19 protein-coding genes are annotated in these 22,450 nt (G+C 67.0%); 14 read left to right on the top strand and 5 right to left on the bottom strand.

Translation table 11 applies throughout. The features are described 5' to 3' along the window. Positions 1 to 318 precede the first annotated feature (318 nt). From larB to Pla108_RS13615, 5 genes are all read left to right on the top strand, one after another. Positions 319 to 1,014, top strand: a complete 696-nt coding sequence (gene larB / locus Pla108_RS13635) for a nickel pincer cofactor biosynthesis protein LarB (protein WP_146445502.1) — start codon at positions 319 to 321, stop codon at positions 1,012 to 1,014. Then, on the top strand, positions 1,011 to 1,910 hold the full coding sequence (locus Pla108_RS13630; RefSeq protein ID WP_146445501.1) for an NAD(P)H-hydrate dehydratase: 900 nt from the start codon (positions 1,011 to 1,013) through the stop codon (positions 1,908 to 1,910). Before larB ends, Pla108_RS13630 begins: the two co-directional genes overlap by 4 nt. Positions 1,911 to 1,983: 73 nt before the next feature. Continuing rightward, positions 1,984 to 2,934 (top strand): bifunctional riboflavin kinase/FAD synthetase, encoded by a 951-nt coding sequence (locus Pla108_RS13625; RefSeq protein WP_146445500.1) that lies wholly within the window; start codon positions 1,984 to 1,986, stop codon positions 2,932 to 2,934. A 46-nt stretch (positions 2,935 to 2,980) separates the two neighbouring features. After that, on the top strand, positions 2,981 to 3,973 hold the full coding sequence (locus Pla108_RS13620) for a DHH family phosphoesterase (RefSeq protein WP_146445499.1): 993 nt from the start codon (positions 2,981 to 2,983) through the stop codon (positions 3,971 to 3,973). Positions 3,974 to 4,066: 93 nt separating this feature from the next. After that, positions 4,067 to 4,810, top strand: coding sequence for a hypothetical protein (locus Pla108_RS13615; protein ID WP_146445498.1), 744 nt, complete (start codon positions 4,067 to 4,069; stop codon positions 4,808 to 4,810). Between the two features lie 102 nt (positions 4,811 to 4,912). On the opposite strand, the gene Pla108_RS13610 is transcribed toward Pla108_RS13615, so the two are convergent. Together Pla108_RS13610 and Pla108_RS13605 are read right to left on the bottom strand one after the other, a co-directional pair. After that, positions 4,913 to 6,619, bottom strand: coding sequence for a glycine--tRNA ligase (locus Pla108_RS13610; RefSeq protein ID WP_146445607.1), 1,707 nt, complete (start codon positions 6,617 to 6,619; stop codon positions 4,913 to 4,915). A gap of 222 nt (positions 6,620 to 6,841) precedes the next feature. Beyond that, the gene (locus Pla108_RS13605; protein ID WP_197526539.1) at positions 6,842 to 7,603 is read right to left on the bottom strand and encodes a 2-phosphosulfolactate phosphatase; all 762 of its coding nucleotides are present in this window, start codon (positions 7,601 to 7,603) and stop codon (positions 6,842 to 6,844) included. A 174-nt stretch (positions 7,604 to 7,777) separates the two neighbouring features. On the opposite strand from Pla108_RS13605, the gene ubiE reads away from it, so the two are divergent. From ubiE to Pla108_RS13570, 6 genes are all read left to right on the top strand, one after another. Next, positions 7,778 to 8,521 carry a bifunctional demethylmenaquinone methyltransferase/2-methoxy-6-polyprenyl-1,4-benzoquinol methylase UbiE gene (gene ubiE / locus Pla108_RS13600; protein ID WP_146445496.1) on the top strand — a complete coding sequence of 248 codons (744 nt, stop codon included), beginning with the start codon at positions 7,778 to 7,780 and terminating at the stop codon, positions 8,519 to 8,521. Positions 8,522 to 8,620: 99 nt separating this feature from the next. After that, a complete protein-coding gene (locus Pla108_RS13595; protein WP_146445495.1) occupies positions 8,621 to 9,286 on the top strand; it encodes a UbiX family flavin prenyltransferase in 666 nt (221 codons plus the stop codon). Positions 9,287 to 9,366: 80 nt separating this feature from the next. Further along, the gene (locus Pla108_RS13585) at positions 9,367 to 10,464 is read left to right on the top strand and encodes a 4-hydroxybenzoate octaprenyltransferase (RefSeq protein ID WP_231934493.1); all 1,098 of its coding nucleotides are present in this window, start codon (positions 9,367 to 9,369) and stop codon (positions 10,462 to 10,464) included. A gap of 100 nt (positions 10,465 to 10,564) precedes the next feature. Further along, positions 10,565 to 11,710, top strand: coding sequence for an aminofutalosine synthase MqnE (mqnE, locus tag Pla108_RS13580; RefSeq protein ID WP_146445494.1), 1,146 nt, complete (start codon positions 10,565 to 10,567; stop codon positions 11,708 to 11,710). 58 nt (positions 11,711 to 11,768) lie between these two features. Beyond that, the gene (locus Pla108_RS13575) at positions 11,769 to 12,203 is read left to right on the top strand and encodes a DUF695 domain-containing protein (protein ID WP_146445493.1); all 435 of its coding nucleotides are present in this window, start codon (positions 11,769 to 11,771) and stop codon (positions 12,201 to 12,203) included. Between the two features lie 56 nt (positions 12,204 to 12,259). Then, a complete protein-coding gene (locus Pla108_RS13570; RefSeq protein ID WP_146445492.1) occupies positions 12,260 to 12,892 on the top strand; it encodes a hypothetical protein in 633 nt (210 codons plus the stop codon). 211 nt (positions 12,893 to 13,103) lie between these two features. On the opposite strand, the gene Pla108_RS13565 is transcribed toward Pla108_RS13570, so the two are convergent. From Pla108_RS13565 to Pla108_RS13555, 3 genes are all read right to left on the bottom strand, one after another. Continuing rightward, a complete protein-coding gene (locus tag Pla108_RS13565; protein WP_146445491.1) occupies positions 13,104 to 14,030 on the bottom strand; it encodes an ABC transporter ATP-binding protein in 927 nt (308 codons plus the stop codon). A gap of 209 nt (positions 14,031 to 14,239) precedes the next feature. Further along, complete coding sequence (locus Pla108_RS13560) at positions 14,240 to 16,861, bottom strand: hypothetical protein (protein ID WP_146445490.1); 2,622 nt, start codon at positions 16,859 to 16,861, stop codon at positions 14,240 to 14,242. Between the two features lie 52 nt (positions 16,862 to 16,913). Continuing rightward, positions 16,914 to 18,536, bottom strand: a complete 1,623-nt coding sequence (locus Pla108_RS13555) for an ABC transporter permease (protein ID WP_146445489.1) — start codon at positions 18,534 to 18,536, stop codon at positions 16,914 to 16,916. A 390-nt stretch (positions 18,537 to 18,926) separates the two neighbouring features. On the opposite strand from Pla108_RS13555, the gene Pla108_RS13550 reads away from it, so the two are divergent. From Pla108_RS13550 to Pla108_RS13540, 3 genes are all read left to right on the top strand, one after another. Further along, on the top strand, positions 18,927 to 19,295 hold the full coding sequence (locus tag Pla108_RS13550) for a hypothetical protein (RefSeq protein ID WP_146445488.1): 369 nt from the start codon (positions 18,927 to 18,929) through the stop codon (positions 19,293 to 19,295). Between the two features lie 150 nt (positions 19,296 to 19,445). Continuing rightward, a complete protein-coding gene (locus tag Pla108_RS13545; protein ID WP_146445487.1) occupies positions 19,446 to 20,120 on the top strand; it encodes a HEAT repeat domain-containing protein in 675 nt (224 codons plus the stop codon). A 322-nt stretch (positions 20,121 to 20,442) separates the two neighbouring features. Beyond that, positions 20,443 to 22,317 (top strand): hypothetical protein, encoded by a 1,875-nt coding sequence (locus tag Pla108_RS13540; protein ID WP_146445486.1) that lies wholly within the window; start codon positions 20,443 to 20,445, stop codon positions 22,315 to 22,317. The last annotated feature ends 133 nt before the right edge of the window (positions 22,318 to 22,450 follow it).

Below are 22,450 nucleotides of genomic sequence, written 5' to 3'. Positions count from 1 at the left end.
ACGCGCGCTAACGCCCCCCGTCGGCTACGCAATCGGGGGCGGCGGGCTTCCTTGCCGATAGCGATGCGGCTGACCTTGCCGTACCGCGGGTGGGGGCTTAGGTGGGAATCTCGACGAACGATCGCTTGTGACGAACGCGCGTAAAGTCAGCCACTGAGGCTACCTACGCGCACCGCTGGGTCAACCTTTGCGCACGCTTTTCAACGATTTTTAGCCGCGAATTCGGCCCCTCCTCGGAATCGGTCCCGAGCCTCAACGGCCCCCGTTTGGCTGCCACGTCGCTAACAGCCAGGCAGCCAACCGGCTAGAATCGGGCCTATGGCCGAAGAATCTCAGAGTTTGCCCCTCGCCGATGGCGCTGTCACGCTCGACGCCGACCGGCGCCGGCGATGCGGGTACCCCGAAGTCGTCTACGGCGAGGGGAAGCCGGTCGAGGCCATCGCCGCTGTTTTCGCCGCCCAACTCCAGCGGGGGGAGCCGGCCCTCGCCACCCGGGTGGATCCCGCTACGGCCGCCCTGCTCAGTGAACAGTTCCCCACCGCCCGGCCCAACGCGCTGGCCCGCACCGTGCGGGCGACTCCCGAGGGATGGACGCCGCCGGTTGTCGATGGCCGCGTCGCTGTCATTACCGCGGGGACGACCGACCTGCCAATCGCTGAGGAAGCGGCCGAAACGCTCGCCTGGATGGGCGTCGCGGTCACCCGCGTCAGCGACGTCGGGGTCGCCGGGCCTCATCGGCTCCGCGAGCGCTTGGCGGAGTTCGAGTCGGCGACGGCCATCGTCGTCGTCGCCGGCATGGAGGGCGCCCTGCCGAGCGTCGTGGCGGGCTACGTGGCGTGCCCCGTCATTGCCGTGCCGACGAGCGTTGGCTACGGCGCCAACCTAGGCGGCGTGGCGGCGTTGCTGTCGATGCTCAACAGCTGCGCCTCGAATGTCGCGGTGGTGAACATCGACGCGGGCTTCAAAGGGGGTTACCTGGCGGGACTCATCGCCACGCGGAGCGGCCCCCGATGATCGACGCCACCAACGACCCGCTGCCGAACCTACTAGCCCGCGATCCGCATTCGCACAAAGGGACCTACGGCCGCGTGCTGGTGGTCGGCGGCTCGCTCGGCATGGCGGGCGCGCCGGCGCTGGCGGGGATGGCCTGTCTCCGCTCCGGGGCGGGCCTCGTGAGCTTGGCGACGCCGCGGTGCGTGCAAGCGACGGCCGCCGGCTTTTGCCCCGCCCTCATGACCCACGCCCTGGCGGACGACGGCGAACGGCTCGTCGAGTCGGCAGGTCCCGCGCTGTCGGGCCTCCTGACCGAAGCCGACGCCGCCGCGGTTGGCCCCGGCCTCGGACGCAGCGATGCGGTCACCACCCTGGTTGGCGTCACTTGGTCGATCGCCATGCCGATGGTTGTCGACGCCGACGGGCTGAACGGATTGGCGGCGTCGCGGGGACGCCTCACGGCGCCGGCCGGGCCGCGGGTCCTGACGCCGCACGCAGGTGAGTTCGCCCGCCTCAGCGGCTCGCCCCTGAGCGACCCCAACGACGACACGGAACGCCGTGAACGAGCGGCCGATCTCGCCCTGTCGCTTGGCGGCGACGAGACGGTCGTCCTGCTCAAGGGCGCCCGCACCGTGGTGACCGATGGCGAGCGCTATGCGGTTAATTCCACCGGCAACCCCGGCATGGCGACCGGCGGCGCCGGGGACGTCCTCACCGGCGTCGTCACGGCGCTGCTCGCCCAGGGGCTCGGCCCGTTTGACGCGGCGCGGCTCGGCGCCTTCGTCCACGGGTTGGCGGGAGACCTTGCTGCGGCCAAGCTAGGCGAAATCGGACTCACCGCCCCCGACCTGCTCGATCATCTCCCCGAGGCCTGGGTCCAAACGAACAAGCTCACCCAACTCGGCGCCGACATTTGACAAACTGCGTCGAGGACGACGCGGCTCACACACTCCGCTCGTCCCCTGCCCCTAACGACTCGTCCCTCCCGCTTTGCAAATCACCCGCCACCTCAATGATCTGCCGCCCGACGCCCGTGGCGGCGCTGTGGCGATTGGCAACTTCGATGGCGTGCATCGAGGGCATGCACGACTCATCGAGCGGCTGATCCAAAGGGCTAAGGAGATCAGCGGTCCGGCCGTCGTTTTTACGTTCGATCCCCACCCGGTCCGCGTCCTCCGGCCGCACGACTGCCCGCCGCCACTCACCTGGACCGAACGGAAGGCCGAGCTGCTGGCGAAGCTGGGCGTCGACCGCGTTGTCGCCTACCCGACCGACGAGGCGCTGCTGCGGCTTTCAGCGCGTGAGTTCTTCGACTTGGTGCTCCGCGACACGATGGCGGCCCGCGCGCTGGTCGAGGGCCCTAACTTCTATTTCGGCCACAACCGTGAGGGCGACGTCCGGCTGCTCGGCGAGTTCGCCGCGGAGGCGGGCATGACGCTCGACGTGGTCGAACCAACCAACGAGGCGGGTGAGCTGCTGAGCAGCTCGCGGATCCGTCGCTTGATCGGCGAGACCGGCGATCTCGGCCGGGCGGCGGCGATGTTGACGGCGCCCTACCGTATTCGCGGCATTGTCACGCACGGCGCCGGCCGCGGCGCGAAGATGGGCATCCCTACCGCCAACCTGGAGGGGATCGACACGATCCTTCCCGCCGAGGGGGTTTACGCCGGCGTTGGGCGGCTGGTCGGACGCGACGGCCCCACGGCGATCTGGCCCGCGGCGGTGAACATCGGCGCCAATCCGACCTTCGATGACCTCCACGCCAAGGTCGAAGCCCACCTCATCGGCTGCGATGAAAGAGTCTACGGGCGCCCTCTGGAGGTTGACTTCCTCGAGCGATTGCGGGACGTACGCGCCTTCGCCTCCGCCGATGAATTGGTAGAACAAATCAAACTAGACATCGCCGCCGCCCAGGCCATCGTCACTAACACAACTTATTAACCACAGAGCCCTCGGCGCCTCCGTGTTTGACTTAAACCAAGCCACCATGCCAATCGACTGGACCCCGCTCCGCAAGCTCGTCGCCGAGTGCGATTCGTTCGCCCTCACGACCCACACCCGCGCCGACTGCGACGCGGTCGGCAGCGAGCTGGGGCTCCTCTACGCCCTCGAGGCGCTCGGCAAGCGGGTGCGGATCATCAACGCCGACGCGCCGCCCGAGCACATCCGCTTCCTCGACCCCGAGGGACGCGTTGAAGTCCTCGGTGAGGGCGTCTCCGTCAGCGAAGTCCATCAGGCCGACGCCCACATCGTGTGCGACACCAGCGCGTGGGGCCAGCTCGGCGCGATGGCGGACGTGATCCGGACAACCCCCGCCCAGCGCTGCGTGATCGACCACCACCAGAGCGGCGACGACCTCGACGCGATCGTCCTGAAAGACGACACGGCCGAGGCGACTGGCCGCCTCATCGTCGAGGCGACCGGGGCCCTAGGAGTCGAGCTCTCGCCCAAGGCGGCGTCGCCGCTCTTCGCCGCGATCGCGACCGATACCGGCTGGTTCCGCTTCCCGTCGGTGACGCCGACCACTTACCGCACGATCGCCCAGCTTGTCGAAGCGGGCGCGAACCCATCGGACCTCTTCCAGAAACTCTACGACCGCAACACGGCCGCCCGCGTCCGGCTACACGGCCGCATCATGGAGAGCCTCTCGCTCGAGATTGACGGCCGCGTCGCCTTCGGCCAAGCAACCGACGAGGATTTTGACGCGACCGGCGCCGCGCAGGCGGACACCGAGGACGTGGTGAATCGGCTGCTGAGCGTCGAGGGGGTCGAGGTCGCGGTCTTGATCGCAGCGATGGAACCCGGGCTGACCAAGTGCAGCCTCCGCAGCCGCAGCGTTGTCGACGTGCGACCGGTGGCGGAAAAATTCGGCGGCGGCGGCCACGCCAAGGCGGCAGGCGTCCGCTATCGCGGCACGATCGCCGAGACCCGCACCGCGCTGCTAGCGGCCGTGAAGGCGCAGCTACAAGCGCAAGCGTAGCCGGCTCGTCGGCGCAACCGTTAAAGTTTCGCGCGCCGCAGCGCCGACGACAGACGACGAAGCCGCTTCCTTTCGTCAGCGAGTCGATCCGCCATGTGGTGCCGCCACTGCCAGCAAGAAACGCCAGCCCTCGGCCCTCCCGGCGCCAACGGGCCCCGCTGCGGGCGCTGCCAGCGTACTTCGCCGTCGGCGTCGGAGTCGCAACCGACAGCGGCCACCGACGACGCAGATGACGACGGCGACGAAGCGCGGCGTTCGATCTACCGCACCCTCCGCTCGGCCCACGCGACGATCAGCGCCGGCGAAGCGGCCCGCACGTTCCGTGTCGATGTCGCCCACACGCCGCTGGCGGAGGCGCTCGCCCCGCCCCACCACCACGCGGCGCCGGTCAAGCGACCGGCGTCCGTCGTCCGGTCAACGCCGACCATCTCCGCCGCTTACTCGACGCGGGGACAGCTCACCGCTTGGCTGATCACTTCGCTCGGAGCCGGCTGCCTGGGGCTCGGGATGGGTCTTGGCGCGTGGTCGCTCGTTGGCGGCCGCTCCGAGCTCTGGAACCCGGCCGTCGCCGCGGCGCTCGGTGGGCAAGGCCTGCTGATTATCGGCCTCTTGCAGCTGCTCTCGTCGCTGTGGAACGCGGCGCGGCAGGCGGCCGGCAAGCTGTCGCAGATGCACGATGAGTTACGCCGGATGCGCCGCACCGCCGAAGAATCGGCCAGCCGCAATCACCCGAGCGCCGCGTCGTTCTACGCCGACATCGCCCGCGACGCCTCGCCCGAGATGCTCGTGGGCAACCTGCGCGGGCAGCTCGACCACCTCGCCTCGCGGCTGCGGTGAGAAGAATTAGCCGCGGATGGACGCAGATGATCGCGGATGCGTCTTGGTGAATTGAGTCAACCCGCCAAGCGACATCCGTGCTCATCTGCGCGTATCTGCGGCTCACTCCCCCGTCACGCGGCGTTCGACCTCGGCCACGACGTCGTCGAGCTTCAGCCGCACCTGCTCGAGCGTGTCGCGGTCGCGCATCGTGACCGTTTGGTCCTGCAGCGTCTGGCCATCGACCGTGATGCAGTACGGCGTGCCCGCTTCGTCCTGGCGGCGGTAGCGGCGGCCGACGGCGCCCTTCTCGTCGTAGAACGCCGGGAACTTCTTCTTCAGCGCGCGGTACAGGTCCTGCGCGACTTCCGGCATGCCGTCCTTCTTCACCAGCGGGAAGACGGCCGCCTTGATCGGGGCGATCCGCGGGTGGAACTTCATCACGACGCGCGTCTGCTCTTTGCCCTTATCGTCGGGAGCGGTGTCCTCGTGGTACGCCTCGCAGAGCAGCGCGAGCGTCCCCCGGTCGGCGCCGGCGGAGGGCTCGATCACGTGCGGCGTAAACCGCTCGTTGGTAATGTCGTCGCGGTAGGTGAGGTCGCGGCCACTCCCCTTGTGGAGCGGCTTGCCGTCCTCGCCCTTCTGCACCTCGAGGGGGCAGCTGTTGGGGTCGAGCTTTCCTTCCATATGGCTACGGAGGTCGAAGTCGCCGCGGTGGGCGATCCCCTCCAACTCGCCGTACTCGCCCTCAGGGAGGAACGGGAAGGCGTACTCGATATCGGCGGTGCCAGTCGAGTAGTGCGACAGCTCGTCGGCATGATGGTCGCGGAGGATGAGCCGCTCGCCAGCCAGGCCGATTTCCTGCCACCACTTCATCCGGCGATCGCGCCAGAACTTGTACCAGTCGGCCGACTGGCTGGGATGACAGAAGAACTCGATCTCCATCTGCTCGAATTCGCGCGACCGGAACGTGAAGTTCCGCGGCGTGATCTCGTTCCGGAAGCTCTTGCCGATCTGTGCGATGCCTACCGGCACCTTCACACGGCTCGAGTCGATGACGTTCTTGAAGTTGACGAAGATGCCCTGAGCGGTCTCGGGGCGGAGGAAGACCTTGTTCTCGTCACTCTGCAGAGCGCCGGCGTGGCTCTCGAACATCAAATTGAAGTCACGCGGCTCGGTCAGATCGCCACCGCAATGCGGGCAGGGCGTCTGCAAGCCGGTCTCGTTCTTCTGTGCCGTCGCCATGTAGCTGAGAACGAGCGGCAGTGTCAGCGTCGCCGGCGTTACCGACTCGTTCTCGATATCCTCAGCGAGCCACGACATCGTAACCTCTGGATCCCGCACAAGCGCAAGCCCTGGCGCAAGCTTGCGGCCTAGCTTTCGAGTCTTCGCCCAACTGATCGCTTCGGCGCTGTTGAACGACATCGTTCCATCTGGTTTCGGCACAAAACAACACGCTGCAAACGATTGCGCCCATTCGGCGTCGCGAGTCATATCCGCAACGTGATCCGCTCTGACCAGCTTCTTGCATTGGCGACAAGTCTGCATCTTGTCGGCGAACAAATCGAAGTGCCCACTCACCTTCCACACCTGCGGGTGCATGATGATGGTGCAATCGAGCCCCGTCATTTCGTAGGGACTCGGGGCGCCGGGTAGGGTCGCGAGGTCGTCGTGGGCGCTAACCATGTCGCGCCACCACGCCTCTTTGACGTTGCGCTTCAGCTCCACACCGAGGGGGCCGTAGTCCCAGAAGCCGTTGAGGCCGCCGTAGATCTCGCTCGACTGGAAGAGGAAGCCGCGCCGGCGGCAGAGCGAGACCAGCTTTTCCATTTCCATCGGGAGACGCTTCGCTTTAAGAGGTGAGGCTTGAGGAAGTCGTTCCCTCCCCCTGGTGGGGAGGTTGGGGTGGGGGTGAAGCGGGTACCCGACTCTCCCCCCTCCCCTAGCCCCTCCCCACCAGAGGGAGGGGGACTCTTGTTAGACCCGCCAGTCTAGCGGAGCGTTCGCGCCGACTAGAGGGGGGCCCACTCGGCTAAAGGGGGGCCCACTTGGCTAAAGGGGGGTAAGCCGGCCGGTCGCGGGGTCGTAGACCGGGACCACCCCCAGGGCGTCGAGGGCGGCGCATCTTGCCAGGTCCGCCTCCATGCCGATCGCCAACAGATTCTTGCCGCCCGACGTGTCGCGGAGCTCGTGGGCCAGCTGTTCGCTGGTGGTGCGGGCGAAGGCCCGGGCCGTGGTGAGCAACTCTTGCCACTCGCCAAGGACCTGGCGTCCCTGGTCGTTGACGTCGCGTTCTCCGCGAGCCAGGAGCTGGTGGGCAATCGCCCCGGCGGCGAGCTGGTCCTCGCGCGTGACGTGGCCATTGGTGCCGGCGCAGAGCAGGTGGACCGCCTGGTCGTCGGCGATGGCGTCAACGACGGCCGACAGGTTCACAACCGCCCCCACCACGACTCGGCTAGCAAGCCGGGCGTGCTGCAGGGCCCGCGTGCCGTTGGTCGTCGTGAAGAAGACCCGCTGCCCGAAGACCTCGTCGGGGGTGAACTCGGCGGGCGAATTCCCGAGATCGAATCCGTCGATGATCTGGCAATTCCGCTCGCCGGCGAGGATCAGCCCTTCCCGGCTCCCCTCCGCCTCGGCGGCGCGGACCACGTCGCCGACCTCCAAAAAAGCCGTCACGTCCCGGGCGCCCGACGCCAGCGCCTGACAGATCGTCGTGGAAGCCCGCAGCAGGTCGATCACGACGACCGTCTCGCCGGCGAGGTCGGTCTCGGCGACGAATTGCGGCAGGTAGTGGACGGCGAGGGTGTTGGACAACCGTCGATTCTCCGTAGGGAACGCCCTCCGCGGCGTTCGGGGCGCTACGCAGGACAACGCGTACCTCTTGCCCCGGAACGCCGCGGAGGGCGTTCCCTACCAGGGGTCCGCCGTTAAGCTAAGGGACTTCCCCACGGTTGTCAGCCTACGTCCCCCGCCCCGTCTCGCCCGCCCATGCCCAACACCGCCACCGCCGTCGACAAATCGGGCGATCGCGTAAGGCAGATGTTCGGCGAGATCGCCCCGCGATACGACCTGCTCAACCACCTACTCAGCGGCAACGTCGATCGCTACTGGCGGTGGCGGACGACGCGGATCGTCCCGCCGGTGCTGAAGGGCCGCCTCGGCGTGGCGCCAATCCTCGACCTCTGCACCGGGACGGGTGACCTGGCCCTGGCCTACGACCGGGCCGCCAAGGGCCGGCTGCGAGTCACGGCGGCCGACTTCTGCCCGGAGATGCTCGCGCTGGGCGAGAAGAAGGGCGCCAATCGCGGCGTCAACGGCCGCATCCAGTGGGTCGAAGCCGACGCCAACCAATTGCAGTTCGACGACAACACCTACCAGCTCGTCACCGCGGCGTTCGGGCTGCGGAACGTCAGCGACACCGACGCCGGCCTCCGAGAGATGACGCGCGTCTGTAAGCCGGGCGGCAAGGTCGCCGTCCTCGAGTTCACCACGCCGCGCTGGCAGCCCTTCAAGGCGTTCTACGGCTGGTACTTCCGCAACGTGCTGCCGCGCATTGGCCAGGCCGTGATGCGGAACAACTCAGCCGCGTACGAGTACCTGCCCGAAAGCGTCAAGGGTTTTTACGAGTACGAGCAACTCACCGAACGGATGACGGCCGCCGGGTTGTCGAACGTGCGGTTCCACCCGCTGACGCTCGGCATTGCGACTTTGTACGTCGGGGAAAAGGTTTGAACCACAAAGAACACGAAGCACACAAAGGTGTTCGAGGTTGAGAGCGGCTTGGGTTCGAGCTTTCTTCGTGCCCTTCGTGTCTTTGTGGTTCAATGATAAATGAATGATCTTCCTCTCATCGTCGGCGTCACCGGAGCGAGCGGCGCGGCTTACGCCGTCCGCCTGCTTGAGGTGTTGTTGCGTTCGGGGCGCGACGTGCATCTGTCAATCAGTCCCAGCGGCGCCGCGGTGATTGAGCAGGAGCTCGGCATAAAGGTCGATCTCAACCACTTCGACCCCGACTCGTTGAACCCCGAAAAAGTCGCGTTTCTCGCACGTCCTGAGCCGGGGGCGCAAGCCCTCGGAGAGCCCCGCCAACCAGCCCCCTCCCGTGGCGCGCTCCGCTACTTCCATCACCACGACTTCATGGCCCCGATGGCGAGCGGCTCGTTCCTGTCAGGCGGCATGGCCTTGGTCCCGTGCAGCGGCACGACGCTCAGCGCGATCGCCGTCGGCTCGGCAAGCAACCTGATCCAACGCGCCGCCGAGGTGCAGCTTAAGGAGCGCCGTCCGCTGGTGCTGGTGCCGCGGGAGACGCCGGTCTCGCTGACGCACATCGACAACATGCGGAAGGCGACCGAGGCGGGCGCGGTCGTGCTGCCGGCGTCGCCCGGCTGGTACCACGGAGTTGAGTCGCTGGCCGATCTCGTTGATTTCGTGGTGGCGCGGATCTGCGATCAGCTCGGCGTACGGAATGCGCTCGTGAAACGCTGGGGGGCGGAATGACTCACGCAAAGGCGCGAAGGCGCAAAGGACTTCGATTCATGCCTTCTTTGCGCCTTCGCGCCTTTGCGTGAGGCACTGTGATGCTCCAGACGATCCGCCACCTGCTGTCGCTCATCCGGTTCAGCCACACGCTGTTCGCGTTGCCGTTCGCACTGCTCGCGGCGTTGATGGCTTGGACGATCGAGGCGCAATCTTTCGGGCCGACCGTCTCGACGAGGTCACCGGTTGGTGGCGATCCCGTCCTGTATGAGCACCACTACTACTGGATTTCTCCTGGGGGAGCGCCCAACTCGACGGGGACAATTCAACTGCCCAATTGGCTTGGCGACCTGCTCTTCGGCTCTCCATCGGGTATGCCGCAGCGTTACGCCGCTTATGACGCCCAGATCGAGTTCTCCCCTTCTTTCGGCGGGCAACTCCTTGGCATCCTGATTTGCATGGTCTTCGCCCGCTCGGCCGCGATGGCCTTCAACCGGCTCGTCGATCGAAAAATCGACGCCAAGAACCCCCGCACTGCGGGTCGCCACTTACCGGCCGGGACGCTGAGTGTCGGGACCGTCGTGACATTCACCGTGCTCAGTTCGCTCGGCTTCGTCGCCAGCACGCTGCTGTTCCTGCCGAACTGGCTGCCGCTCGCGCTGAGCTTGCCGGTGCTCCTCTGGCTCTGCGGCTACAGCTACGCGAAGCGGTTCACCTCGCTGGCCCACTACTGGCTCGGCGCGGCGTTGGGGCTCTCGCCAGTGGCGGCCTGGATCGCCATCCGGGGTCAGGAAGTAATTGCCAACCCCATGGACCTGCTCCCGGCGTTGGTGCTGGGGGGGGCTGTCGCGGCGTGGGTCGGCGGGTTCGACATCCTCTACGCCTGCCAGGACTACGAGTACGACAAATCGGTCGGCCTGCGGAGTATCCCCTCCCGGCTGGGGATTCGCGGCGCCCTGCGGCTGGCGGCCGCCAGCCACGCCGTGGCGGTCGTGCTGCTGGCCCTGCTGCCGCTGGTCTACCCGCCCTTCGGCGTGGTCTACTGGGGGGGCGTTGTGGCCGTCGCGGGGCTGCTCATTTATGAGCACGCCCTCGTCCGGCCCGAAAACCTGGAACGCGTCAACCTGGCGTTCTTCCACGTCAACGCCGTGATCAGCATTGGGCTGCTCGCGGTTGGTGTTTTCGATCTGCTGCTGTGAGAGATTAGGAATCGCGCAGAGACGCGGAGACACAGAGAAAGATTGCTCAAACCTCTGCGTCTCCGCGTCTCTGCGCGAGACTTCAAACGAACAAGAATAAATGCTGCGAACATCTTCCGAGATCCTGGCCCCCATCCGCGAGAAGGTCGAAGCCGGCGAACGGCTCTCCTTCGACGACGGCCTCGTGCTCGAGTCGCCCGAGGCGCCGCTGCCCGAGGTGGGCGAGCTGGCGAACCTCGTCCGCGAGCGCAAGAACGGCAACGCCGGCTACTACAACATCAACACGCACCTCAACGCGACCAACATCTGCGTTTACCGGTGCTCGTTCTGTGCGTTCCGCAGCGACCTCCGCGAGGCGAAGGGCTACTGGATGCAGGACGACGCGATCCTCGAGCGCGGCGCCGAGGCGGTCGCCAACGGCTGCACCGAGATGCACATCGTCGGCGGCCTCCACCACCAAGCGAAGTACGACTGGTACCGCAAGGTGATCAGCCTGCTGCACGACAACTACCCGACGCTCCATCTCAAGGCGTGGACCCCCGTCGAAATCGACTGGTTCTCGCGGCTCACCAAGAAGCCGATCCGCTGGGTCCTCGAGGACCAGATCGAAGCGGGCCTCGGGTCGCTCCCCGGCGGCGGCGCCGAGATTTTTCATCCGGAGATCCGCCGGCAGATCTGCGAGCACAAGGCCGACACGCGCCGCTGGTTCGAGACCCACCGCACCGCCCACGAGCTTGGCCTGCGATCGAACTGCACGATGCTCTACGGCCACATCGAGGAGGCGCGGCACCGCATCGACCACCTCATCCGTCTTCGCGAACTGCAAGACGAGACCGGCGGCCTCCAGACCTACATCCCCCTGGCGTTCCACCCCGAGAACAACAAGCTCGGCATCGACAACCACATCAAGAAGCCAACGGCCCTGATGGATCTGCGACAGATGGCGGTCGCGCGGCTGATGCTCGACAACGTCGACCACATCAAGGCGTACTGGATCATGCTCGGCATCGGCACGGCGCAGCTCGCCCTCGCCTACGGCGCCGACGACATCGACGGCACCGTCCGCCACGAGCTGATCTACCACGACGCCGGCGCCACGACGCCCGAGGTGATGAGCGTCGCCGACATCGAAGCCGTAATCCGCGAAGCGGGCCGCGACCCGATCGAGCGCGACACGCTCTATCGGAAGGTCGACCGCACGGCGGACGGGTTTACGCTCGGCGAGAAGATCACGGCGGGCGTTTAGCGGGTCTTCACCGAGAGGTCACCTATCCAGGGTGGAGTGTAGCAGCGGAGCGTATCGCATGAGTCCCATCTTCCCAAACGATGACTGGACGGTTGCCGAAGGCGAAATAGATGGCAATCCTGTCGTTGTCCGCATGCGTAGTTCAATGCCATCGCAAGCTGATCGTGAACTCTTTTCGCGGTTGATTATTGTCTCCTGGAAGTACTCACCGACACCATCTGGAATGCCCGAAAGTGACGTTCATTCTCAGATGAACATACTGGAAGACGCTCTTGAGTCAGGCACTGAACACCGCGGAGTCGCCTACCAAGCGGTCTCGATTACCGGAGGTGGCGAGAAGGAATGGCGATACTACACCTCTGACATCAGTCAGTTTCTACAGTCGCTGAACGACGATTTGACTGGCCATGATCCTTATCCAATCGAGATTCAAGAATATGAGGATCAGGAATGGAATGGCCTTGCGGAGTTTCTTAGCGAAGCTAAGTCCTAAGCAGAAGCGTTGAGCGTAGCCTGACCTGATCGAATTCGTGCATCCAAGGGCATGGCGTGCCAAAGTTTTCGCTCAAAACTCTGCTGGTGCTCACCACGATCGTCGCCTTGGTAGTTACCCTAGCCGTCACGCAAAGAGAGCTTGCCGATAAGTCAAGTCAGCTCGAGTCGTATCGCAACGAAATGCGCTACCTGAGCATTTCAGATGCAAACAAGATCAATGCGATCTCGATCCCTGGATTCGGGAGGAAAAGCTGGCGCTGGCGGATCCATCTGCCAAAGGATCGCCAGTTCCGGCTTCGTCTGGCTTTCGACGATATCCCTATGAACGGCCTGCCGGAGAATGTGCCCGACAAGATGTTCTGCGACTTGCCACCCGGCGAGTCCCTCCTCAGCGTTTCGCTAGTCAAAGAGAATGGCGAGTGGGGAGTCGGCCTGTATTCTGAAACCGAGGGGCGCCAAAACTTCGATTTCGTTGCCGAGGCATCCGGCAAGAACACCGCATGGCTGGACAAACGCGGCGGCGTTTCGAAGAAGGTTGCTGGGTCGTCGAGCACACTAGCTAGGCCGGCTAAGGCCCCCTACATCCTGCTCTCGTATCGTGACGCCCTTTCGCCAAAACCCGGCGAGACCCAAACGAACCCCGAGCCAACCGACGGCGTCCTCGTTTGGATTCAAGAGTCTAAGTGACCGCGGACAGTAAACCGTGCCGCCGTCCCCCAGGAGATTGCGAGGGGGGGAATCTCTCGAGCGGGAAGAGGGTTCACTCCCGGCGCTGGCGCTGAGGGCTCCCGCCCCGCGTTTGGCGAACCAACTCATGGGCGGGAGCCCTAAGCGCCAGCGCCGGGAGTCGCGCCACACCCCGTTCACCATCCCCACTGCACGAGTTCAGCGCCGCCAATCAAGTCACCAACCCCTTCGTGACCATCATAAACACGTCCTCAAGCGTCGGTTCCTTGTCGGCGAACGACAGCAGGCCGACCTTGCCCGCGACGAGCTGGTGCAGCAGCCGGGCGACTTCGTTCTCGCCGCCCGAGTACTCGATCGTGACGCCCCGCGGCCCTTCCTGCATCGACTGGACGTGCGGGTCGCTGCGGACCAGGCTGACGCCCGGGGCTGGATCGCCCGCGAAGCGCAGCTCGAGCCGCCGGTGCTGCTGGATCTTGCGATAGACGCTCTCGATCGGCCCGTGCAGCAGCAGCTTGCCGCGCTCGATGATGCCGATGCTCGTGCAGATGTCGGCCAGCTCGGTGAGGATGTGGCTAGAAATGAGGATCGTCTTGCCCATCTTCCGCAGCTCCTTGAGCAGCGCCTTCACCTCAAGCCGAGCGCGGGGGTCGAGTCCGCTGGCGGGCTCGTCGAGGATCAGCACCGGCGGGTCGTGCACCAAGGTCTTCGCCAGACAAAGCCGCTGCTTCATGCCGCGTGACAGGCCGTTGACGTAATCGTCTCGCTTGTGGGTTAAGTCGAGCAGCTCGAGCACGTCGCCGATGATCGCCTTGCGTTGGTTGCGGGGCACCTCGTAGGCGACGGCGAAGAAGTCGAGGAACTCCCACACCTTCATGCCGTCGTACACGCCGAACATGTCGGGCATGTAACCGATGCTGCGCCGCACGGCGATCGGGTCGTCCGTGACATTGTGGCCCGCGATGGTCGCTTCGCCGTGCGTGGGCCGCAGCAGCGTGGCGAGGAAGCGGATCGTCGTGCTCTTGCCGGCGCCGTTGGGGCCGATAAAGCCAAAGACCTCCCCCGCCCCAATCTTGAGGTTGAGGTTCTCGACCGCGACGAAGTCGCCGTAGTGCTTGCCGAAATTACGGATCTCAATCATGCGGGCGATTTTTTCTAACCACGAAGAGCACGGAGGACACCGAGGAAAGCCCCGGAGGGGCGAAAACGCGTAGCCAGGGGCGCAAGCCCCTGGAAGCAGTTCGTCTTTTCATAGCAGCCCCGGAGGGGCGGAGCATCCCTGCTGCCGCCCCTCTGGGGCTAGCTCGATTTCTTCTCGGTGCTCTCTGTCCTCTCCGTGGTGAACCGATTTCAGTTGATGTCTTGCGGGCCGTTCGCGTCGGCCAGGGGAATCGGCAGCGGGCCGTAGCCGAGGGCGCCGACGACGAGGGTCGCCCCCTTCTGTTGCGACGACGAGGGCTCGATCGCCAGGCCCGGCAGCACCTGCGACACCCGGGCGATCACGCGGCGTTCGCCCGGCTCGTAGCGGACGGCGTCGAGCGCGAGGCTCATCACCGTATCGAGGTCGAGCCGCGTCGCCTCGTCGCCGCCACGCACCTTGGCGGCGTCGGCGCGCTCGCGGGGGAATGGCAGAGAGTCGGGCGTTTCGCGATCGACCGGCAGGAAGGCGACGTTCGCCACGGCGCCAGGCTCTAAGTCACCGAGCCAGCACCCCTCGAGCCGCGCCTCGCCGCGCAGCCCGTCGGGCCGGCCGACAACCATCACGTCCTCGAGCCGCCAGGCGGTGCGGTTCTCGAGCCGCGGGCCGCCGTTCGGTCCCTTCGCCAAGCGGATCGCGCCGGGGACGCTCGATCCCGCGACGCTGGCGGCGCCGATGTCGATCATCTCCTCGCTGCGGACGAACTCGGTCGTCGCCGACGATACGGCCAAGTCACGGAGCCGCGTCTTTTCTTGCCGCTCGTAGGCGACCGTCGCGGGGGCTCCCAGCGTCGTCTGTTCGTTGGGCGCGCTGCGAGGGAACGGCGTAGCGACGGCCGGGTTGTCGAACTCCATCTCGTAGGTTGTCGAGAGCGACGTGTAGAGCGCCGTGAACCGCGTCAGCAGGCCACGCGGCGTGTCGGGCTGCAGCTCGAGCACCGCGATCTCGGTCCGTGAACGGACGAAGCCGATATCGAGCTGCGCCTGCTGCACGACGACCCAGGCGGCGCCGAGCGCGATCAACGGCGCCGCGGCCCAGGCGAGTTCTACCCGGCGGATGGCGACGAAGAATCCCCAGTTGGCGGGCACCAACACGAAGAGATAGGCGGCGAGGCAGCCGATCACGAAACGGGAATCGGGGACCGAGACGCCGGCCGACTCGCGGAGCGTCTTGCGGACGGCGCTGGCGACGGCGCCGAAGTCGTTGATCGCCCCCGCACCGCCCGACACCGGTGCGGGTTGGAGCGAAAGGAACTCGCCCGTTCCTGCGGACGCCGACGGCAGCGAAGGGAAGTTGGGCTGTCCCGGGAACCCCGTGGCCATCGGCGGCAGCCCGTTGTTGGCGTCCTCGTCTTGGAAACGGAGGGCGAGATTGTCGGGATCGCGGTGGGTGTCGCGGACGAACCCCCGCCATGCCGTGTTGAACAGCGGGTCGACGCGGAGCGGATCGCCATCCGCCCAGAGGGCGGCGGCCTCCTGACGGTTGCTGTCGGTGAAGGTCTCGCGGGGGACGAACCGTCGTGGCGGGCGGCGGAGGATCGCGGCGTTGAAGAGGTTGTCGACCCCGGCCGACCAGTTGATAAGCCGGCGATCGGCGAGCTGCATCGCGGTGACGAGCACCCGACCACGGCCGATGCGGCGCTCGATCACTAGGTCGGTGAGCCCCGGCAGCGACCGCGAGCCGTCGGCCGGGTTGAGTTGCACGCCGGTCCAAACGCCGGTCTTCAGCAGCGGCCGGCCCCGAGTGCCGACGCTCCAGCGGCTCTCCATTCTCTCGAGCTCGTCGGGCTCAATCTCACGGGCGCCATCGGAGGTCGCCGGCAGCAGCGGCTCGAGGAAGCTTCCTCGCAACAGGTCGAGCGAGTCGGGTCCGTTAACGATGAGCTGGCCGCCCCAGTTGAGCCAATCGACCAGCGCGTCGCGCTGCGCGGGCCGTAGCGTCTCGGGGTCGACTTCGTCCCAGACGACGTAGGCGATCGACGTCCAGGCGAGTGGGTTGTCGGGCAGCGCCGCCTCGCCCGGCGACACGTCGGCCGGCACGGCGACGACCCGGTAGTTCTTCGCCGCGTCGACGCGGCCCGTCGGGCCATCGATCGCCGAGGTGTTGATCCGGTTCGGCAGCTTCGCGGTGACCGCCGCCAGCGAGTCGAGGAACGCGTAGCGTCCCGGCTCCTTGGCGAAGACCACAAAGTGGTACTGATGGTCCGCCAACGGCCGCAGCGGCGGCGTCAGGTCCTGCTGCTCGTCGCCGCTGCGGCGTTCGCGGACGATCGAGCGGAGGTACGGCGTGCGGTTATCGGTAGGCGGGCAGTAGAAGAGCGCGTCGACGGTCTTTTGCGACTCGCGCGCCACGACCAACGGCCGGCGGCTCACCAGTCGCAGCGGCGTCCCGGGCGGCGCGAACGAGGCGTTGCCCTTGCCGACCACCTCGTAGGTGATGACGCCGTCGAAGTCGTTGGCGTTCGCCTTGGCGGGTTGCAGCACGGCGTTCCAGTGACCCGGCTTGGCGAACAGCGACGCCACGCCGTCGCTCGCCGGGAGCGTCCGGGCCGGCTCGAGCACCACGGGTTGGCGGCGACGCTGTTCCTCCAGACGCTGCTCCTCCTTGGCGATCCGCTCCGCCTCTTCCTTGGCAAGTCGAGCCGTGCGTTCGGCGGGGGTCTCGGTGCGGCAACTGCAGCCCGGCGCCTGCACCACGACGAAGGCGGCCAGCAAGACGATTCCCATGCCACCGATGCGGCGCCACCAAGCGGGTCGATCGGCGTAGCGGGCCATAGGCGTCGCGGCGAGGGACGGGGAAGGAGTGATCGGCGAACGTCCCTGCATGTTACCCCGCCCGACGGCCGAGGGGCAGCAACCGACCGACCGCTGCCGCGATCACAAGATAGCCCAGCACCAGCACCAGACCGAGCGCCGCGACCCGGTCCTCGACGCCATAGTGCAAAAGCGAGAGCATCCGCACCGAAAGGGGCGGCGTCCCCGGCGGGACAACGAGCACCGTCGCCGAGAGCTCGCCGAGTGACAACGCGAAGGCCGCCAGCCAAGCCGCCCCGAGCGCCGGCGCCATCGACGGCGCCGCGACCCACCGCCATCGCGCAAACGAACCCGCCCCGTCGATCCGCGCCGCGTCGATCCACTCAGCGGGCACGGCGAGCGCCGCCGGCCAGAGCAACAGCGCAATCGCTGGCGTGATGCGAACCATCTGGGCGAACCACGGGGCGAACCAAGTCCCGTAGAGGTCGCCCAGCAGCGCCATTGGCGAGTCGAGCGGCTGGTTCAGCAACCGGATGACGACCAGCCCGATCACCGGCCCCGGAACAGCCAGCAGCATCGCTAGGCCGACGCCTCCCAAGTCGCCCGCCAATCGCCTGCCGCGTAGCGACCAGGCGATTGCGGCGGCGGCGAACGTGGCGGTGGTCGCAACGGTGAGCGCGAGCCCTGTCGAGGCGATCAGCTCACGGCGGTGTTGCCACGGCGCCGAGCCGACACTGGTGACGAGCTTCGTGAGGGACCAACTCCGCGTCGGCCCCGTTTCCTGGGGCACGACAATTCCACCCGCCCGATAGGCGAGCGCCACCACCGGAAGCAGCGTCAGGAGGCCGACCATGATCGCCAAGCACGCGGCGGCCACGCGTGGCCTTGCGAGGGCCAGCCGCCACGGGTGGCGGGATGGCGCCATTCCGCTCGGTCTGAGCCGCCGCACAAGCGTGAGCGTCGCCGCCGCCGCGACGAGGCCGAGCGTCAGCACGCCGACCGCCAACCGCCACGTGCCGCTCGCGGTGGGGTCGAGCAGCTCGCCCGCCGCGGCTTGGGTGTAAACCTCCTCGGCGAAGGTCCGGACCTGCAGCAGGTCGGTCATGGTCATCTCGGCCGCGGCGAGAACCGCCAACAACACGCCAGCCGCCGCCAGGGCGGGCGCGGCGCCGCGGAGCGTCACCGTCCCAAGCACGCGCCGCGCCGAGGCGTCGAGCAGAGCCGCCTCCTCAAGTCGGGGGTCAACCGACCGGAGGGCGGCGACCGCCAACAGCGTCGCCCACGGCGTCGCGACGACAGCGTGCAGGAAGATCGCCCCGCTATACCCGACGAGCCACCCCCCCGCCGGGCCGTCGCCGGTCAGCAGCGCCGGGGCTCCCCCTTGGTCACCCAGGGCGGCCATCCAGGCGCTAGCGATGACATAGAGCGGAAGCAGCAGCAGCGTGCCGACGAGAACGAGCGCCGTGCGGCGGCCCGGCACGTCGGTTTTCGCAATGAGCAACGCGATCGGCGTGCCGAACGCCATCGCCAAGAGCGTCGCGGGGACCGCCACCGCCGCCGAACTGACGAGCAGCCCCGCCACACGGGGGGCCGCCGCGGCGAGCACCACGAAAGCCGTCAGGGCCCCCCCGATCAAAACGCCGCCCAGGGCCGCGCGGCCGGGCTGTCTCGAATCGTGGTGGGAGTTTTCTTGCATCGACGCGCGGGGATCGCTAGGTTGCAGATAGCCGGTTCTTGCTGTGGGCGAGTTCTGGCGGACTCATCTCATGCGTTTCAACGTGATGCTGCAGCCGAGATGCTCAGCAGCGAGCAGGCTTTCTACCGCGAACGAAACACGGCCAGCGCGAAGGGATCGCGGCTTCGTTCGATGGAAGTGGCTGGAAGTGGCTAGAAGTGGAACGTCACTAGTGGCAGGGTAACCGGCTGCTGGGGTGTCGGAGCAGGTGGCGGCATCAGATTCCTTCAGCACGTGTGCGACGGCTACGGGGAAGAGGCGTCCCCAACCCGTTTACGCCTACGTCAGCGCAGGGAAAGTCACCCTTTTTCGGGTGAGCCAGCGTGACGCAGCAGGAGGGTCGCTAGAGACATGGGTATTAAAGTGGAGTGCCCCCATGGGCACGTCTTTAAGGTCAAGGATAAGTACGCCGGCAGGAAGGGCCTCTGCCCCCGCTGCCCGGGGCAGGTCGTCGTCCAGGTGCCCGACCTGCTGACCTCCGAAGAGACGCAGGCGAACTACCGCCGCGCCGTCGCCGACGAGTTCCGCGCCTCGCACGCCTCGCCCTCGGACTCTGCTTCGTCGGTGCTGGACGACGTGTTGCACGACGACGCTAGCAGCAGCGGCAGCTTGCTCGGGTCTTCGGTCATCCGACACAACACGAAGTGCAAGTGTGGGCAGTCGGTGCCGATGTGGTTCGCCAAGTGCCCCGGGTGTGGCAACTACATGCCGGCCCGCTAGACGCCGGGTCTCCCGAGACCGCCGCCCGCGACGAATGCTGTAGCGGCGACGTGGCCCCTCTGCTACGGTCCTCGCGCCTGGCGGCATGCGCCGAGCCTGTGCTCGCGTAGACCGCGCCGATTTCTGCGACTCAGGAAGGGCCCCTGCGTGATGCGTCGTTCGACTTCCGTCATTCTAGCCGCCGCTTTCGCCTTGGCGGGCTGCCAGTCCGGTCCACGGATGGGCGGCCTCAATCCGTTCTATCGCGCCGAGAGGACCACGTTCGTCGTCCCCTCCAAGCGGATCGACGCCATCCGTCAAACCGCCGAAAAGGCGAACGGCCAAGACACCCCCGAGCAGCAGGCCCTCGTCCAGGAACTGATCAAACCGCTCGAAGGCGAGACCGACCCGCTGGTGCGTCAGGCGACGCTCGAGACGGTCGCCGCCTTCAACACGACCCTCACGGGCAAGGCGCTGCTAGCAGGACTCTCCGACCCGAACCCCTACGTCCGTGAGGCGTCTTGCCGACTGCTTTCCCAGCGGCCCACCGCCGGCGCGACCGAAGCGCTTGCCGTCCGAGCGAAGACCGACGACTCGTTCGATGTCCGCGTCGCCGCGGCGCGGGCGCTCGAGCCGAACGGCGCCACGTCCGAACAACTGCTAGCGCTTCTGCAAGACCCCAATCCGGCGATGCAGCTGGTGGGGGTCGAAGCGATGCGGAACTCGACCGGTAAGGATTTTGGCGGCGATGTGGCGGCTTATGTCGCCCTGGCCCGCGGCGAGGAGCCCCCGCAGCGCGAAAAGACAGCGGTCGCCAGCCTGCCCGACTGGGTCCCTTTCTTCTAGTCGTTCCTCATCTCCTCGACAGTTGCCCCTGCTTCGCCCCTCCGCGTCATCGTGATTTCCGACGCCATGTGTCTCGCACGTGCAAGCAGGGCTTGAGGAAAAGCGTCTCGAAGCGAACCCGCGATTGACTGTCCTCCGGGGTCGCTTGCGCCCGATACCCCTCCTCTAGGCGCTGAGTTTTTGCGCCGAGCGGCTACCGCTGCTGGCGGCTGCTAGCAGGAAGAAGGGGTCAACGGTCGTGCGTTGCATCATGGGGGAGCGGGGGTTGATGCTATTTTGCAATCGCTATGTTTGCGCGACTCGGCCTCAACTAGCCGCTGCCTTGCGAAAGGTGCTCGTGGCGGCGCTCGCGCCGCTGTTGCTGGCGCCGGCGACGCAGGCTGACGGCCCCTTCCTCGCAACCCCGCACCAGGACCTCGCGGAAGTCGTGCCGCTGCGGGTGCTCGACGCCCTCGAACTGCCCGAGACGCCGGTCGCCCGCCTCGCGAGTCGGCCAACGCTCGACTGGCGGCCTGGATTGGTCGAGACCTCGAAATCGCTCTCCAACGGCGAAGCGGCGGCCAATGCCCCGGCCATCGCAGCGCCGACGATCGCCGCCCCGGCTGCCGAGACGCCGGCTGCGAAAAGCCCCGAGGCACAGGCCCCGGCTGCGACGTCGCCGGCGACCCCCTCCGCGGCGCCGGCGCCCGAGGCGGGGCTGAAACCCGTCACCGAACCGCCGCAGCTGGTCGCGCCCAACGCCGCGCAGCAGCCGCCGGTCGAGGCCGACCCGGTTGAAATCAGCGACGCGGCCCCCGAGGCGTCGCCGCTGAAGGCGGCCGACGCTCCGCTGTTGCCGATCCGCGCGCCACGAAACGAGTCGCGCTCACCTGAGCCCGCCCGTGTTGAGCCCGCCCCCATCGAGTCAGCGCCGATTGAACTGCGGGCGCCAGAGAGCGATGACGCTCCCGCGGCGAGCGAAGCAACGCCCGATACGGCCGACTCCCCCGAGGAAACGACCGCCCGAGGGACCGGCTCCCGCGCCGCAGCGCCGGCGATCTCCCCGGTCCGCCCCAGCGAGCCGCTTCCGCCGCTCAGCCGCAGCATGCGTAACCTGCGATCGCGGATGCGGACCGTGCTTTCGTTCTACTACCGCCAGCCGCTCAACACGGTGGAGAACGACCCGTGGGAGCTAATGCACGCCATGCTCGCCTACGAGTTGCACAGCCGCGTCCATGACGGTGGTCCGAAGGGACCCTACATGACCGCGGTCGGCCACCTCTGCTTCAACCGCCCCTCGAAGCGGCAGCAGATGATGGTCATCAACCGCGAGGGCAAACTCGATGTCGAAGTGGGGGTCGGCCTGCAGGGGCACAAGGGACAGCTCCTGGCGATGCTCGCGCAGTGCAACGTGAGCCCCGACTATCCGATCCGGGTCGCCGACCGTGAATTCACGATCCACGACCTCATCGAGGCCGAGCAGCGGACCTGCTACGCCAAGACCGAGCTCACCTTTAAACTGATCGGCTTGGGGCACTACTTGGCCTCGGACGCCCGCTGGGTCAACGACCAGGGCGAGACTTGGGACATCCCGCGGCTCATCAAGGAAGAGCGCGAGCAGCCGATCCGCGGCGCCGCGTGCGGCGGAACGCACCGCCTGGCGGGGCTGAGCCTCGCCTTTCGCCGTCGCGAGGCCCGCGGCGAGCCGCTCGACGGCGAGTACGCCGAAGCCGCCAAGTTCGTCAGTCAGTACCAGGGGTACGCCTTCCAGCTGCAGAACGAGGACGGCAGTCTCAGCACCGAGTGGTTCCGGGGACGCGGCGAAGAAGACGACATCGACCGGCGGCTCCGCACGACGGGGCACCTGGTGGAGTGGCTCGTCTACTCGCTGCCCGAGGATCAGCTGCAGTCCTACCGGACCGTCCGCGCCGTCAACTACCTGACCGAGCTGTTGGCGAGCAACGCCGACCACGAGTGGCACCTCGGCTCGATCGGCCACGCCATCCACGCCCTGGTGGTCTACGACAAAAGGGTCTTCCGGCCGCACGACGCCGACGCGGCCGATCCGCTGGTCGCCGCGGTCGATCCCACGGGGAGCCTCTACCGCACCTACCCGATTTATCGGGGCGTGATGCGGAACAGCCCGCCGGAGTCGACCGGCTTGTTCGGGATCTTCGGCGGGACGCGGTCAACCAGCGCCGCGAGCCGCCACCGCTAGGGAGGCGCCTCCGGTCCGGATTGATCCCGCCGGCTCGGATCGAGTATCGTTCAACGGCGGAACGGCGCGGCATTCCCTCACAAGGTTTACCGGCCTTCTGTACGGGCCGCTCGCTCTGACGGCCCGACGGACG

Source organism: Botrimarina colliarenosi (assembly GCF_007859955.1).
Lineage (GTDB): Bacteria > Planctomycetota > Planctomycetia > Pirellulales > Lacipirellulaceae > Botrimarina > Botrimarina colliarenosi.
This window is presented reverse-complemented; position numbering and strand designations above follow the sequence as displayed.